Raw genomic sequence first — 15608 nt, forward strand, 5'->3', positions numbered from 1 at the left:
TCGGAGAGACTCGGCTACTCACTACACCGCCACGGGTGCCTTGATGTGGGGATGGGGGTTGTAGTCGGTGAGCTCGAAATCCTCAAACCGGAAATCGTCCATCGAGTCGACTTGGCGAACAATTTTCAGCTGCGGGCGCGGCCGCGGTTCGCGGGCGAGTTGCAACTTCGCCTGCTCAAAGTGATTCGAATACAAATGCACATCCCCAAGGGTGTGTACAAACTCCCCTGGTCGCAGTCCTGTCACATGCGCCATCATCGTGGTCAACAACGCGTAGCTGGCGATGTTGAATGGAACCCCAAGAAAAAGGTCGGCGCTGCGCTGATAGAGCTGGCAGGATAACCGTCCATCGGCAACGTAGAATTGAAATAACAGGTGACAGGGCGGCAGGGCCATCTGCGGCACGTCGGCGACGTTCCACGCCGAGACAATCAATCGGCGAGATTCTGGGTTGGTACGAATCTCATTCTCCACCCAGGCAATCTGATCAATGGACTCGCAGTTTTCGCCACTAACTGGCCAGCTCCGCCACTGGTGCCCGTAAACCGGCCCCAATTCACCGTCTGCATCCGCCCACTCGTCCCAAATCGAAACGCCATGGTCTTTGAGCCACCGCGTGTTGGTATCGCCTCGCAAAAACCACAGCAGCTCATAGAGTATCGAGCGGACATGCAGCTTTTTGGTAGTCAACAGTGGAAACCCGTCGGCTAAATCAAATCGCATTTGCCGACCAAACAGGCTGCGGGTACCAACGCCGGTGCGATCACCGCGGTCGGTCCCCTGCTCGAGCACTTCGGCGAGGAGGTCTAAATAGCCTTGCATGAACAGTCGATCAATGAGGGTGTATGTAGCTAGGGACCTTCGTCCCGAGCGAGACATGGGATCCTCAGGAAATAGTAGCTCAGACGGACCAATGGTCCCATCCTACGAACGCTCTGGCCGTCGACAATCGAGTGTCCAGTGCCGATCGCTCGTCATGTTCACACAATCTGCGTCAATGCCGAGATCCGACACGAGACCGCGGATCTCGGCCAGCGTTAACGAGGCATAAAACGATTGACGCAGTAGCTGCGAAGGGGAGACGCCGCTCGCATTCTCCTCCACCGCGCCTCCGTGAAGAGCCACGAGCCGCTCGACTTCGGTCTCGGTTTCCGGGCGCACCAAATCACGAATGAACAGCCGGCCGGCCGGTTGCAATGCTCGAATCGCCAGCCGCAAGGCAGCCGCCGGGTCATCGAGATGATGCAACACCGTGTTGCAAATCACCGTATCGGCCAACTCCGCGTCCAATGACTCGTCGTCACTCAGGTCAATCCGCTGGAGCTGGATCTGCCGCAATCGACCGGCGAACTCGATTTCGAAACGAGCAAGTTCCAACATCTCGGCACAGTTGTCGACACCCATCACGACGAGTTCCGAGTGATCGTCCGACTCAACGTCGTCGCAGGTGATCTGCTCGGCATGCTCGCACAGCAGGATCGGAATTAATGCTGGCCCGCACCCCAAGTCGATCACGCGCGGACCAACCGGTCCGCTCCGAAACAGGTCGGTCACAAAACGACGATTGACGTCGCCATGATCCATCTCGCGGTAGACCTTCGCTTCTAATTTGGGGTCGTCAGCAGGCGGTTCACAGGTGCGGCTAAGCATGGCGGACGAGGGAAGACAAGGAGCGGGAAGAGAGAGGGAGGTAGCGGATCTGGCGAAAGATTCTGCGGCGTCAGGGTATGTCCCAAGATCCGCTACCCGCTCTCAGAATTAGGAGGTGGGCGAAAGTTCTTTTCGCTTGTCGGCGATCAATGCGAGCAAGGCGCGCTGCGGCTTGGCAAATTTATCGATGCCTTCGGCCATTAGAAACTCGTGCATCTTCACGGGATCAACTGCGGCGTCGATTTCATCGAGCACAGCTTGCGAGGGCATCTCCTCGACGGTGCGGGAGAAGGTGAGATCGCTCTGAGCGACAGCTTCATTGGTTTCTGGCGGATTCGTTTGAATATCGCTACCCGCGAGGGCCTGAACGTACTTCCAGGGTGGATCTTTCGGGTCTTTGGTGCCCGTGCTGGCAAAGATCAATTCCTGCTGCAGCGCCAATCCCTTATCCGCCCAGAACGACTGGTTCTCTTTCCAAATCCGCTTGGCATTGACCAATCCAACCAGCCCCTGAGCGGCATCGGAAAGCTGCAGCTTCTTCTCTGTATACACATCGATCCGCGAGATGAAAATGCTGTAGACCGACTTGAACGTGGCCGGGTCGACCTTGCCGTTGGCACCCCGCCAAATTGCTTCGCGAGCGGCGTGATATTGGTCAGCGACAAACATCAGCGTTACGTTGAGAGTGATGCCCGCCGCCGCGAGCGGTTCGAGAGCCCGTAGGCCTGCTGGTGTCGCTGGTACCTTGATCATGCGGTTGGTATGCCCCGCGGCCCATTTCTTGCCCAGTTCGACGTACCGTTCGACAACATCATCCTCTTTCAAATTCAGCGAAGGATCTTCGAGCAATGGATCCAGCTCGAAGCTGACCCAGCCCGCGTCGCCCTTGGTTTGCTTATGAATGTCGGCAAACTTCGCTTCGGCCTCACTCACCAATTGATCCGTCAACGCCCACGCGATCTCCTCGTCGGTCTTACCTTCGCCGAGCAATGACTCAATTTGTCCGTCGAGATTTCCTTCGGCAACAATCCCCGAAATGATGGCCGGGTTGCTGGTGGCCCCGACCGCTCCATAACTCAGGTTTTTGTCAACTTCGCTCGGCTCGACCGAGTCCAGATAAAGTTTTGTGCCAGTGTCGATGAGCGATTGAAGAGGATTAGCCATGAGTCAGATGCTTAGGTCAGAGTAAATAGTCCGTAGCTCGGGACCGTTATCCCGAGCGAGCAGATCGGTCAAGGACGGGACGAGGGTCCCATCCTACGTGATAGCGAACACGCCGCCGACCTCTGGGTGCAGCATACCCCGTTCCTAAGGTGGCCACAAATGGAGTGCGAGGTGTGCCCGGGATGAAATGCCGTCACAAAACCGGACTGAACAGACGCGCCAAAATCGTTCCGATCCGACCGTACCAAGGACGGAGTCGATCGGACATCACGCCGGAATCAGTCGCGTTGGCAAAATCCTGCGTCAGCATCGCGGTGACCTCCGCGACAAAATCAGGCTGTTCGATCGCCAACATGATCTCGAAGTTGAGATACAACGAGCGATTGTCGAGATTCGTCGAGCCAATCAACACGAGTTTGTCGTCGACCAATACACACTTTTGGTGCATGAAGCCGTCGGTGTAGCGAAACGCAGCGACGCCTAGCGATTCTAATTCTGATTCGAAATGAAATCCGGCCAGATAAACGAGCCACTGGTCAGCGTCGTTGGGTAACAAAATACGTACATCCACGCCACGGGCACACGCCATCGAAAGGGCATTGAGCGTCGTCTCATCCGGGACCAAGTAGGGTGTGCTGATCCACAAGCGATCCTGCGCGGCCCCCGCTGCAGCGGCGAACATCATCGTTGCGCGTGAGCGCTTATCAGCCGGTCCTGTAGCACAGATCGCCGCCAAACCAGTCGCATTTGCAACCTCTACGGCCTCCCCCGTTTCCTCATGAGACCACTTTGCTTCTGGCAACCCCTGGCGGCTGGCCCAGTAGTAATCGGATGCGAACACCGCTTGAATTTTCTTGACGATCGGGCCAGCCACGAATGCTGCCGTGTCCCGCCAACGAGTCGCCCCGCTATCGCCTCCAAGATACTCATCACCGATATTGAGTCCCCCCACCACACCTCGACGACCATCGACAACGAGCAGTTTCCGGTGATTGCGAAAGTTCAATTGAAAACGATTCACCCAACCCTGCCGAGTGTTGAACGCCCGCACATCAACCCCCGCATCACGCAGTCGACGCAGGTAGGACGAGGGCAACTTCAGGCATCCCACCTCGTCGTAAAGCAACCGGACGGTCCGCCCAGCGCGAGCCTGGGCAATCAACGCATCGGCAAACCGATTCCCGAACGCATCGTCGCGAATGATATAGAACTCGGCATATACGTATGTCTCAGCCGAGGAGATTTGATCCAGGAGTGCGCGTGAGAATGCACCACCATCGATCAACAACTGAAATTGATTTCCAACGCATATCGGCGTGTCCAACACATCGGCAACTTGATCGAGCGGCGAGATCAGAGATGTCGTTCGAGCATCTACCGCTGTCATCGTCTCCCGCTCGATCGCGTTGAGTGAGGCCAGATGCTGCCGCCCCACATCGCGCACCGCTTCTCGGTAACCTGCGAAGCGATGGCGCGCGAACACCCAGTATGCAGGTAGGGTGAGTGAGGGAAGCGCCAACAACGCTACCGTCCACGCGACGGCCGCTTGGCTGGTCCGGGTGTACCGAATCGCATGCCATGCCGAGATGACGGCGAGCCCATGCGAAATCAGAAATAACACCGGGACGATAACTCCCCACCAGCGAGCAAGCAGTTCGGCGTACAGCGACATCAACGAGACCACGAAATCCAAGGGCGACATTTTGTTGGTCAATCCTAACCCGAAGTTCGGCAGACGGCACTGGCTATTCGCAGCTAATGAGCAGCGATCTTTGCGGGATCGCCTCCCCCGCATGTGGCGATAATCCTGCCGTCAGCTACTTGCAGCGAACTCAATTCCCAGCAATACTTACTGAGATCAATTCGCAATAAGCGAAGTGTCATCGACGACGCAGCAAGCGACAGGCATTCAATTCGCCTATTAGCCAGCCACGCTCGATCCAGTGATGAAATACAATTTTCAACCGCTGATCCTTCTTTCGCGTGCGCCCCCTGTTTTGCTGGATATCTCCGATTCCCCCCGTCGAATCGCTCGAAACCTTGTTTGATTTCGAACTCGGCTGACTCGGAGGCCGTCATCCCTCCTGCTCCCTCACCCTCACGGAAACTCAATGATGAAGAAAACCAATCTGCTTTTACCGATCACGCTGCTAAGCTGCGGCGTCTTATTCACCCACCCCGCCCTGGCCCACTTTCCATGGCTGGCCACCAACAACGAGGGGCACGCGGTGATGTGGTTCGGTGAATCAACCGACGATCGAACCTACCCCATGCCGGAATCGATCCAAGCGATTGAACTGCGCGGCGACGCGACAGGCAAACCGATCGCGACCCAACCGGTTGACGAAGACGACTTGGTCGGCATCCAAAGTGTTGAGACCATCGACGATGATTCCGAACTCGCGGGAACGGTTACCTACGGTCTGTATCACGGCACCAAGCTAACCTACCACGTCGAACACCTACCGCAATCCAATCCCGCCGAGTGGCCCCAGCAAGCTCGGGCCGAGTGTCCTTTGCAAACCGTGATCCACGCCGACGACAAAGGTGGCGTCAAGGTCACCGTGCTACGCGATGGCAAGCCGCTTCCAGACATCGATGTCAAACTGTACTGTGAAGAAGGTCATGAGGAAGCCGATCGGAAAACCGACGACAAAGGCAGCGTTCATTTCACGAACAAAGAAGTGGAATCGGGGCTCAATGCGGTGATCGTGGGCTACTCAAACGACCAAGCAGAGGGCAGCCTCAACGGTGAAAGCTACACCAGCACCACGGATTACCTCACGGCAACCTTCCGCATGCCTACCTCTGACAACGATGAATCCGAACCGAAAGAGGAATCCAAGCCGGAACCTCAAGTTGACCCCAACAGCGGTGCGAGCACCGGACCGGCAAACCTGCCGGACCTGCCAGAGGACCTGACGAGCTTTGGTGCCGCAATCACAGGCGGGCGTGTGTATGTGTACGGCGGCCACACCGGTGGTGCTCACTCCTATTCCAAAGAGGAACAATCCGATCGGCTATGGAGCGTGGATTTGTCCCAGGGTAAGGACGGACAGTGGGAAAAATTACCCAGTGGCCCAACGCTGCAAGGCCTGGCACTGGTCGCTCACGATGGTCGCTTAATCCGTATCGGCGGGTTCACGGCAGTCAACGAGGAAGGCGAGGATCATGATCTCCAGTCGCAAAGCACCGTCGCCAGCTTCGATCCTAAATCGCAAACATGGACCAATTTAGCGGATCTCCCCGAGCCTCGCTCGTCGCTCGATGCCGCCGTCCTCGGCGACAAAGTGTATGTGTTTGGTGGTTGGAACCTGCAAGGTGAAAGTGATCAAAGTGAATGGCATGACACCGCGTGGTCACTCGACCTCAGCGATGTATCGGCCAAGTGGCAACCGCTCGCCTCGCCCGGCTTTGAACGCCGAGCGATCAGCGTGGCAGCACACCAGGGCAAACTCTATGTCATCGGCGGCATGACCTCGGATAACGAGACCACGACGGAAGTAGCCGTCTACGATCCAGCGTCAGACTCTTGGAGCAAAGGCCCAGAACTGCCCGGCACAGGCATGTCCGGATTCGGCTCCTCGTCATTCGCCACCGGCGGTCACTTGTACGTCACCACCATGGACGGCTTCGTCAACCAACTTTCCGAAGACGGCAAGAGCTGGCACACCATCGCCAAGACCGACCGAGAACGCTTCTTCCATCGCATGTTACCCTTGAGCGATCATGAACTGTTGATGATTGGCGGCGCCAGCATGGAAGTCGGCAAGTTCAGCCCCATCGACCTTATCGAAGTGAAGTAGTCGAGCAGACGAGGCCCTTGCGACCGTCGAATGGGACCATGGTCCCGTCCGGGCGCAACTTCTCAGAAAACCACCGCTAAACTGATCGCTCGGGACAACAGTCCCGAGCTACGAAAACAGTGGAGCATCTAACGTGTCGACAATTTCGATACAACCACGCCCACGATCGACGGCACCCTCGTTGCCGCGTGCATCAGTTTCTCTTGTGCCGCTCCCATGACAACGAACCGCCGCTCGCTCAATTTCACCGTGGATAGAACCCCACCATCGGGGGCCAGCAGACTCGCCAGCGGCACGACAAGCAAATCAGCCTTCGGTGAGACCATGTCGATCTGCTCATTATCCAAGTCACCATCAGGGCTCAAAATCTGCGCGACCCGCACGTTCGTGTAGTGGATGTCGCGAAACGACTCAAGCGACTCTCGCTCAGTGAACGCAACGATGCAAGAATCACGCCGTCCCACGTATCCCTTCGTGAAGCACTCGCCCGCGATATCAGTTTCAAGATAGGGCTGGTCGACGACTAAAAAGATTCCTTTCCGATCACGATTTTGCAGATTCGATTTGCGGACACGGTTGATCGCTTGGTCAAGTGTGTGATACCCAAGATCGGACAAAGCATCCGCGTCCGGTATGGGGTCTGGTGGTTGATGGTGGGACGGACGCACCATCACGTCACGGTCGTCAGAAAGACATAGGTTCATGAGCACCCAGCCGTTTTCGCCAGCCTCATCCGCGTCCGAAATAACCATGATGGGTTCCGCCGAACGGGCGAACTGAATCGATGGCACCGTCAATTCCTTCCGATTTGCTGCCATGATCTTGGTCGCTTCGCGATCATTGCGACCTGGATCTTCACCCATCTCGGCGGCGCGATATTCGTCGAAAACCTGGCGTTGAACACTCCGCACGTGTTTCTCAATGTTCGACAACTCGTCGGCATGCTGGAAGTCGCCTTGAACGACAGCGATGTTCTCAAGACGGTGGAGGACCCGCTCGACGGCGGCTGCAGTACCCCCGAATATAAGTCGGTTGGAGTCGATCAAGTGCAATCCAACACCGACGAAAGCGCGGAGATATCGCACGTCCTCCTGAGGTGATAACTGATGTGAATGTTGCAAGATCACGCTGCCAAGGCCGCGAAGCGAAGACTCGGAAACGGTGGTGCCGCCATCAATAGCCAAAAGCTGAGAGAATAGGTTCTCGATCATGCTTCGCCACATGTACGGACTGATTGGCTTACCAGCCAATTCAGCGGCGTCCTCGGGCAGCGACTGGGGAAAGCTCAATCGAAAATCAACCGGCCAAGGTTCCTCAGGCACTCGGCAGTCTGACCGCTTGTTCCCCTCCTCCAATGCTTCGATCACTGCCAAGTCCAACGGGTCGCTTTGATTCCCAGTTCGCATCAGCACGATCGCCTTGGCGTAGAACGGCAATGCGTTGTCCGGTTCTTGTTCCGCCCAAGCATCGATCGCAGCGACTGCGATTTCAAGGTCAGTGCTTGCCGCCAATCTCGCCCACGCGGCGATCAAGGACGGATCCAGCGAGACAGCATTGAGGAAGCACTCCTCCGGCGACCTCACAATATCGGCGTTCGAGTCGTCGTTGGCACGCTGTTGAATGCGTTCGCCGATCACCTTTGCGTAGCTCCGAACGCTACGCATTTTTCGCTTGAGGTCGGGATCGGCAATCTCGGAATCATCTGCCTGAGATTCAGCTAGCTTTTTCAGCGTCTCACTAATCTGGCGAGTGATCCGATCTCGGTCGGCGGTATAAGCACCCAAACGCCCCCGCCAGTAAGCGACCTCAGCGGATTCAGGATAGGCTCTAACGGCATTTTCGAACGCCGCTTGAGGATTCTGAGGTTCCATCGTCTCGAGATCAACGAGCGACCAAATGGTCTCAGCAATCAATTGGTCAGCAGAATCGGTCGCAGGTATTGGCTTGTCTCGTTCCTGAGCCCATACAGTCATCGAAACGAGCAAACTGAGAATCAGCACCGCACGATTGCTGATCGTAACCATCGAAATCCTCCAGCTGGGCCAATGTGAAAATGGATGCGTCACCAGCGTCCTGACTTCACGCTCCCGAGCGAAGCTTGGGAGCAATGGCGTGGACTTGCTTCGCTAGGTTAACCCCTCAACCCAACGGCTTGTCGGTTTCCACCTGCACAATAATCAGCACATCGCCAGCGGCGAAGCTGCTCATGGGGCCCCCGCTGGCGCCCGGTTGACTGGATAAATTTCCAGATATCGACAGCACTTTCACGCCGGTTTTACGAATCCAGCGATTGATTTGCCGCTCTAACTCTGGCAGATCGTTGTCGACGCCTTTAAACAGTTTGACTTGTTGCACGTTCTTTTCTCTCAGTCGATATTTTCAAAGTCGTCGAAGTCGTCGAGGTCATCTTCTTCCTCTTCGAGATCGTCGCCAGCGGTATTGAGTCCAAACTCGGCACTGATTTCGTCATCAATTTCGATTTCGTAATCGTCATCGAGCTCTTCTTCGAAATCGTCGTCAAAGTCATCGTCGAAATCATCTTCATCGATGTCATCGAACTCGTCGATGTCATCCTCGTCGTCGTCCAGGTCGTCGCCAAACCCACCGTGATCGCCTTCATCGTCATCATCGTCGTGATCTGACGTCGAATCTTCATCGTCATCATCGTCATCATGGTCGATCAGCACGGGAGTCGGCGTGTGCAACGGCGCGCTCACGCCGGGCAGGGGGCTTCCCGCAGCGAGTTGATAAGAATCGATGGAGGGAGATTTTGGCTGGATCGTGACAGTCATGTACAGTCAATCAACACGGAAGTCAAAAGAAGTGAAAGTGCGAGAACGGGCGGACGGCGAAATTCGCCAACCGTTTTTTGGATGGTTTCGTCAGCCGTGGTAGTGGACCAGATCGGTTGAATCCAGGCCAGATCCCGACACCTGGCTAAACAGCCAGAATAAGTCACCTGCGCGGCTTAAGGCGACTGGGTCGAGTTTTCCTACGAGCTGGGCATTTCTTGCGACATCTCGACACCATGCCGATCATTTTGCTAACTGGTGCAATCATCACAAGCCGCCCGCGCCGGAATTTTGGCATTTTCACCAATTGAGAGCTCAAATTGCCATGGATGGTGATTTCCAGACCCGCAAATCGAACGTCGCATTGCTCACCGCAAACCGCGACGATCTCCGCGACTCCACACACCTGCTATTGCTGCCGCTGATCGCATGTGCGGTCGCCATCACTCTGCTGAGCGGATGCGCGTCCCATCAGTACGGACAACTGCTCGCCAGCGATGACAAAGACATGGTTGGCAGCCACGAGGCAGGTGCAGCGACCTGGAATCCTTTGGTCGACTCGTCCGTCGCCCAGTTGCTCGGGCGCTGCCCGCCGGTTGCACCCCCAACGTCCTTGGGCACCGGCTTTGGCGAGGGCTCTTTCGCCGCTGCGGCCTCCGACGCACCGACAAAGGCACCCGGTGCGGGTGGGACAACCACGCCAGCCAAGGTAGCCAGCCACAACCTCACAGGCGAATTACCACCTCCTGGTGCCCACCCTGAAGAAGTCTTCGGGATGCCCGATCCCAACGAGCCCACGCAACTCGTCACCGGGCCCGCACGAGTGTGCTTCATCGGCATCGAGAACAAGAGCGCCGAAGAATTGGTCGATTTCAAGGACCAACTCTATGAGCGCATCGATTCACAAATCAATGAAAGCCAGTCGTTTCGCAGCATCAGTCGGCGATTAATTGACGCCGCCTTGATCGAGACGCGACTGCGTCCCGATTCCTTGTTCCTACCCGATAACCGGGCCGCGTTCGCCGCAGCTCTCGGTCGTCAGGGCTCACCGGTCGACTATTTGCTCTACGCCACGATCACCACGGGCACGACCGATCGCAACAAATCGACGCAGCGAGATTACCTCCTGACACTGGAGATGGTGAATCTGAGGACGGGTGACTACATCAAAGAATCCTCGAAAATCCGTAAAGGCTACCACCACACCCGCGCGGGTAAATGGTGGAATTTCGGCATTTTCGACCAAGCCGATGGTTAGAGCGAATATCGCCACACCCCGCCGGAGCCCCCCAGCACCGACGGGCAGAAACGTCTGGCTCGCCAGTTGGCGGCACTGCCGTTGTCTACCCACGGCTCCGGCCGTCGTGAGCTCCTGCGTGCTCTCTAGCCTGCTACTCCTGTCCGGCTGCGCCACCCACCTAGCGTCCATCGACACCGCTCGCGACGCCTTCGCCCGAGGCGATCTCGAGACTGCCGCGACGATGTTCAGTGAGGTTGCTGATTCCCATAGCCGATTTTCCGACCCTGCCCGCCTGGACCTGGCTGTTGTCCAGCTCGCCTCCGGTGACCTTGATCAAGCCACCGCAGGCCTTCGCAGCCTGCGCGATCGATTCGACAAAACCAGCGAAGCGGCGGCGATTGGCGGCGGCGATGGCGGCCTGATTGCGAGTGCCAAGTCGGTATCGGGAGACGCGCTGTCAATGGTCACCGATGATACTGCGCGAGTGTTCAAGCCCGCTGGCTATGAAGAGGTGATGATCCGCACGATGCTAGCGATCTGCTCGCTCGCCGGTGATGGGATGGATGCGGAGAGCTACATCAACCAAGCGGCGATGCACCAAGCGAAATTGCGGGAAGTCGCTGAGGCACGCCAGCGAGACATCTTCCCAGACGCATTGGATGCGACCCCACACCAAGAACTCGCCCTGGCGCCCTACCTCCGAGGCGTTTTGCGAGAGGCGACGCATCATGATTTCGACGACGCGCAGCGAAACTACCGCCTCGTCAGCGCCATCAAGCCTGATTTCCGGCCCGCCCAGGACGACCTGCAGCGAGCCGCCGTCGGCAACCACAGCCAGCCCGGCCACGGTGCCCTCTATGTCTTCGCACTGGTCGGCCGCGGCCCAGTCCTCGTACCCACCGACGCGCCCGTCACGTCTGCGGCCGTGTCCATCGCGTCAATGTTGATGTTTCATGATCAAGACCAAGAGGACGATATCACGCGTTTGCCCCGGATCCCAAGCGTTAAGATTCCAACGGTCTACGTCCCGCCCTCGGCCATCGCTGCGGTCACCGTCACCCGCTCTACCCAGCGATCCGGTGGCCAACGCAATGTGCCTGCCCACCCCAGCGGTTCCGTTCAGATGCCAGGGGCCTACCAGATGCTAGGGGCTGAGATGCTAGGGGCCACCCAGTCACTGACCGACGTCGCTGAGATGGTCCAGGCTCAAGCAACCGCCGAACAGCCCTGGACGATCGCCCGCAGTTTTCTTCGGCAGGCGAGCAAGGAAATGGCCGTGAGCAAAGTTCGCCAAGGACTTGGGTTGACTGGAGGAGTGGGCAGTGCGGTGCAATTCGCAGCCTCGACCGCATGGACGGCCACCGAAAAGGCCGACACTCGCTGCTGGGGACTGCTACCCAGAGAAATTCAAGTTCTGCGGGCTGAGTTGCCTGTCGGCGAACACCAAATCCAACTCGCACCCGTTGGTCCTGACGGATTTTCGATCGGCCCCGAGCGTTCTGCCACCATTCGCATGGCCAATGGGCGAAACACCTACCTCGTCGTTATCGCCCCAACTGGAAATCTGCACATCGTCGAGTGAGTGCGAACGAGTCAGCGAATCTGAGCATTGGGATGGGCCAGCGGACTGGCCGGCTACGCTGCCCAGTACCTCAGCTGCCTGTTTTATTTACCAACCCCACCCGCCAGCGAGGCAATCCCGCTCATCCCGCGGTGGCACGCCGGGTGAGTGATTGTGCATTCGGATGGCAAATACAATTAATTTAACAGGCTGTGAGGGACCCTCCCTCACCGCAGTCGAGGCCATTGAGTGGCCGCCCCGACTCCCACCCAGCAGCAACTCGGGCGATGCCCACATGCCCTGCAAGGAGTCGATGATCACGTATCAGCACCGCCTTCAGCGAATCCGCGGATTACCTAAAAGTTCATTCGCTGATCGGCCACACAATCGGCACAACTGGCGTCTTGGTGCTGAATTATCCCGACCAGTCACTGGGACAGGAAAATTGGGCCACGCGTCCCAGGCAAGCTGAACTGAGGCCCCGGTACCGCCGATACCCTCGCTATCGGTCGTTCGACCTCGCAGTTGCGACAATGGATTTGACGAAATCCACACTCGCTGGGTTGCGTGGATGGGCGGCGGAGAACCCCACGATGCCAGGATGGCCGTGGGGGCATCTATCAAGGTAGCGGCCTCCCCAAGCTGCTGGGCTCTTTTTCGGAAGTTGTCGATGATCGGATTTTCCCTCCAATCAATGGACCTGTCGCGGATGCGGCAGCAAGTCGAAATCAAACTCTGTGAATTGGGAGCGCTCGAACCGCAACAATTCCCTCTGACCCAACGGGAAGTCGTTCGCCGCGGCAAAACCTGTGCAATCTACTTCTGCCTGCACGGTCCCCGAAGTGTCAAATTAACCGCCATCGCGGACCTGAAGACCCGCTCGATGGTGTACTACGGCAGCGATGGAGTCCGCCGAGAAACCGTCGACTGGGATGCCCTGTAAAGTGGGATTCGCGAAAGATCGACAGGAATTTCTGAAAATCACCGTGATCCTCGGTTGTCGATGATCCCCCGGTAACGCTATGATCCTCGCTTCTCACGAGGGAGATTCCGGCCCGAGGTACGTTTCAGCACGTCTGGAGCACGGTAATCCCCCTTTCAGACAGTCCTCAAACGGAGGCGAATTTCAAATGCACAAAATTCCAGACGAAGGGTTTACGAAGCGGATATGGTAAAGTTATTGGTGCGAGATCGGGAAACGATTCAAGAGGCAGTACGACGGTTCAGGAAGTTGGTTGAACGCAGCGGCATCAAAAAAGAGATGCGCCGCCGTGAATTCTATGAAAAGCCCAGCGAAACAAACCGCCGCGCCCGCTTGCGTGCCGAACGCCGCAACAAACGCACCCAACTTTTGGCCCGCTAAGAAACCTAACGACAAGCTGCCCGCTCCCCAGCGACCAGCAGCTTTCCCAAGGGCGTTTAGCTCAGTTGGCTAGAGCATCTCGTTTACACCGAGAGGGTCGGGGGTTCGAGTCCCTCAACGCCCATCAGATAGTAGTTGCCACTGCTATCCTGAACTATAGAAAGCCCTGTTTTCCCAGCGGAAACAGGGCTTTCTTCGTTTTCGCCCAAGTCTTCAATAGCGCCGGATATGTCCGAAATGGAACCACCAGTGGAACTACCAGCGGGCTTACGGGCCACAGTCGCACCCGATGGATCCGCCGCCGCCAAGAATGCCGAGTCGGTGGCCATCGCATAGTGACGCATCGCCACGGGCACGCTGTTACCGAGCCACGCCGACACGTCCTTGGCCGGATACCGAGCCATCAATTCAGTCTCACGAGACGCCCGCAGATTCTGGAAAAGACGCGGCCACGGTTCTACACCAGCACGTTTCAGGATTTTCAGAAATGTCTCCCGCAGGTTTTGGTCGGGCCGCCGATACCGGGTGACGACGAAAGGTGACGTCGGTCCGTCTGGCATCCGATCCCATGCCGCTTGGAGGTAGGGACGCAGCTCAGGAAAGATTGGGCAAACGCGCACCCCGCCCGTCGAGTGATGTTCTGTCTTGGACGCGTTGACGGTCATCTTGCCGGTCTCCAGGTCGATGTCGCTCCACCGCATCGCCACCAACTCCGATGGACAACGGAGTCCACCGAAACGAGCCAACGCCAATATCGTCCGCCAGTCATCGCACGGGCAGTGCCCCATGCACAGCTCGATCGCTTCGACCGGAACGAAAAATTGACGCTTCTCATTCCCCTGCGAAGTCGACGGCAGTTTGTCGAATGGATTGGACTCCACCAAACCGCGTTCAACCGCTTCGATGAAAAATTGCTTGGCAGTCGCCGTCCGCCGCCGCACAGTTTCTTCGGCCATGTCGGTTCTCTTCAACTTGGTATCACGCCGATTGCCTTGCGTTTTGAGCCACACCCGCCATTTTTTGGCGTCCGTGGCGGTCACGTCGCGCAGACGTTTCTTGCGACCGAAGTAGTCGAGCAAATTCGCGCGCGCCTTTTCCTACGTTTCTCGCGTCGATTGCTTCACGTCTTTTCGCTCGGCCACGTATTCATCGATCCATTGGGCGATTGTCAGGACACGAGCAACACGTGTTTCCACCGATTCGACCAAGCCGCAGGTCGCCAGCTTGTTCCGCAGATCAACATCAATCCCCGCCAACCAATCCGCCGTTGCCTTCTCCGGTGGTCGGCCTTTCTTGGTCTGCTCGAGCAAGTGTTCAAGGTGGACCTTGGTGTCCTCGGCCTTGGCCTCGGTCACGTCACCTAACCAAATAGATCGCTTGCGTTTCGACGCATCCCGAAACTGCAACCCAAACCCGCCGGTGCGCTTCGCAGTCTTCTCTTCTCGGCTGAGACTAGCCATTGAATCAACTCCATCAGTTGTTCCCATATAGATGAATGAACTGCCACGGCGGGGCCGGCATGGGACCGGCTTTTCGGAGATCAGCCTAGCCGTGGCGATGTTATATTAGGGTGAATGCAGAGGACGTAAAAATCGGAGTCGAAATGTCAGCTCGAAAACCAAACCAAATTCGCCCCCAGCTCGGTGCCGGGAAATCAAGCGCGTTTGCGTTTTATTTCGTCCTTGCAATAGTTCTGATCGACGTCATCGGGGTCGCGGCCGCTCTAATACTTCCGCAGCTTAACCATTACTTCCAATAACTAATCGATCGGTTCCGCCGGTTCTGGTGAAACGATCGTCACCAGTGGCGACCGTCCACGAGCGAACTCGCACAGGACCAACCCCAAGCCCGCCATCCGCGTCAGAACCCGCTTCCCGGTCTTCAGTAGGACACGGAGTTCGCTGAGAAGTGCCGGTGTCAGCTTGATCGGGTTACCTACTAAAGAGACGTCTAAATAGAACCAGAAAAGAGACTACTAAGTAGTTATGGGGGTACAGGTGGGACGACTCGTTCCAATGCTCGGACAATTTGT

General features: G+C 57.0%; 13 protein-coding genes and 1 tRNA gene. 6 read left to right on the forward strand and 8 right to left on the reverse strand.

What is annotated here, in order from left to right:
• Positions 1 to 21 precede the first annotated feature (21 nt).
• From Poly21_RS19250 to cls, 4 genes are all read right to left on the reverse strand, one after another.
• Positions 22 to 822 carry a thymidylate synthase gene (locus Poly21_RS19250; RefSeq protein WP_146408459.1) on the reverse strand — a complete coding sequence of 267 codons (801 nt, stop codon included), beginning with the start codon at positions 820 to 822 and terminating at the stop codon, positions 22 to 24.
• Between the two features lie 102 nt (positions 823 to 924).
• The gene (locus Poly21_RS19255) at positions 925 to 1650 is read right to left on the reverse strand and encodes a class I SAM-dependent methyltransferase (RefSeq protein WP_146408460.1); all 726 of its coding nucleotides are present in this window, start codon (positions 1648 to 1650) and stop codon (positions 925 to 927) included.
• 108 nt (positions 1651 to 1758) lie between these two features.
• Positions 1759 to 2814, reverse strand: a complete 1056-nt coding sequence (locus Poly21_RS19260; RefSeq protein ID WP_146408461.1) for a transaldolase family protein — start codon at positions 2812 to 2814, stop codon at positions 1759 to 1761.
• 193 nt (positions 2815 to 3007) lie between these two features.
• Complete coding sequence (gene cls / locus Poly21_RS19265) at positions 3008 to 4516, reverse strand: cardiolipin synthase (protein ID WP_302119619.1); 1509 nt, start codon at positions 4514 to 4516, stop codon at positions 3008 to 3010.
• A gap of 409 nt (positions 4517 to 4925) precedes the next feature.
• Between cls and Poly21_RS19270 the strand changes: the two genes are divergently transcribed.
• On the forward strand, positions 4926 to 6620 hold the full coding sequence (locus Poly21_RS19270; RefSeq protein WP_302119622.1) for a Kelch repeat-containing protein: 1695 nt from the start codon (positions 4926 to 4928) through the stop codon (positions 6618 to 6620).
• A 128-nt stretch (positions 6621 to 6748) separates the two neighbouring features.
• On the opposite strand, the gene Poly21_RS19275 is transcribed toward Poly21_RS19270, so the two are convergent.
• From Poly21_RS19275 to Poly21_RS19285, 3 genes are all read right to left on the reverse strand, one after another.
• Positions 6749 to 8644, reverse strand: a complete 1896-nt coding sequence (locus Poly21_RS19275) for a hypothetical protein (protein WP_146408462.1) — start codon at positions 8642 to 8644, stop codon at positions 6749 to 6751.
• Between the two features lie 115 nt (positions 8645 to 8759).
• The gene (locus Poly21_RS19280; RefSeq protein WP_146408463.1) at positions 8760 to 8975 is read right to left on the reverse strand and encodes a hypothetical protein; all 216 of its coding nucleotides are present in this window, start codon (positions 8973 to 8975) and stop codon (positions 8760 to 8762) included.
• A gap of 11 nt (positions 8976 to 8986) precedes the next feature.
• Complete coding sequence (locus Poly21_RS19285) at positions 8987 to 9412, reverse strand: hypothetical protein (protein WP_302119626.1); 426 nt, start codon at positions 9410 to 9412, stop codon at positions 8987 to 8989.
• Between the two features lie 325 nt (positions 9413 to 9737).
• Here Poly21_RS19285 and Poly21_RS19290 point away from each other — a divergent pair, with 325 nt between their 5' ends.
• The 5 genes from Poly21_RS19290 to Poly21_RS19310 all read left to right on the forward strand — a co-directional run bounded on the left by Poly21_RS19290 (position 9738) and on the right by Poly21_RS19310 (position 13700).
• Entirely contained in the window at positions 9738 to 10670 is a 933-nt protein-coding gene (locus Poly21_RS19290) for an LpoB-related protein (protein ID WP_146408464.1), read from the forward strand.
• Between the two features lie 118 nt (positions 10671 to 10788).
• Positions 10789 to 12234, forward strand: coding sequence for a tetratricopeptide repeat protein (locus Poly21_RS19295; protein ID WP_302119629.1), 1446 nt, complete (start codon positions 10789 to 10791; stop codon positions 12232 to 12234).
• 649 nt (positions 12235 to 12883) lie between these two features.
• Entirely contained in the window at positions 12884 to 13156 is a 273-nt protein-coding gene (locus tag Poly21_RS19300; RefSeq protein ID WP_302119630.1) for a hypothetical protein, read from the forward strand.
• 225 nt (positions 13157 to 13381) lie between these two features.
• The gene (gene rpsU / locus Poly21_RS19305; protein ID WP_044256699.1) at positions 13382 to 13576 is read left to right on the forward strand and encodes a 30S ribosomal protein S21; all 195 of its coding nucleotides are present in this window, start codon (positions 13382 to 13384) and stop codon (positions 13574 to 13576) included.
• Positions 13577 to 13626: 50 nt separating this feature from the next.
• Positions 13627 to 13700 (forward strand) — tRNA-Val (locus Poly21_RS19310).
• Between the two features lie 973 nt (positions 13701 to 14673).
• Here Poly21_RS19310 and Poly21_RS27725 read toward each other — a convergent pair.
• Complete coding sequence (locus Poly21_RS27725; RefSeq protein ID WP_302119633.1) at positions 14674 to 15036, reverse strand: hypothetical protein; 363 nt, start codon at positions 15034 to 15036, stop codon at positions 14674 to 14676.
• Positions 15037 to 15608 lie beyond the last annotated feature (572 nt).

The organism is Allorhodopirellula heiligendammensis (genome assembly GCF_007860105.1).
Taxonomy (GTDB): Bacteria; Planctomycetota; Planctomycetia; order Pirellulales; family Pirellulaceae; genus Rhodopirellula; species Rhodopirellula heiligendammensis.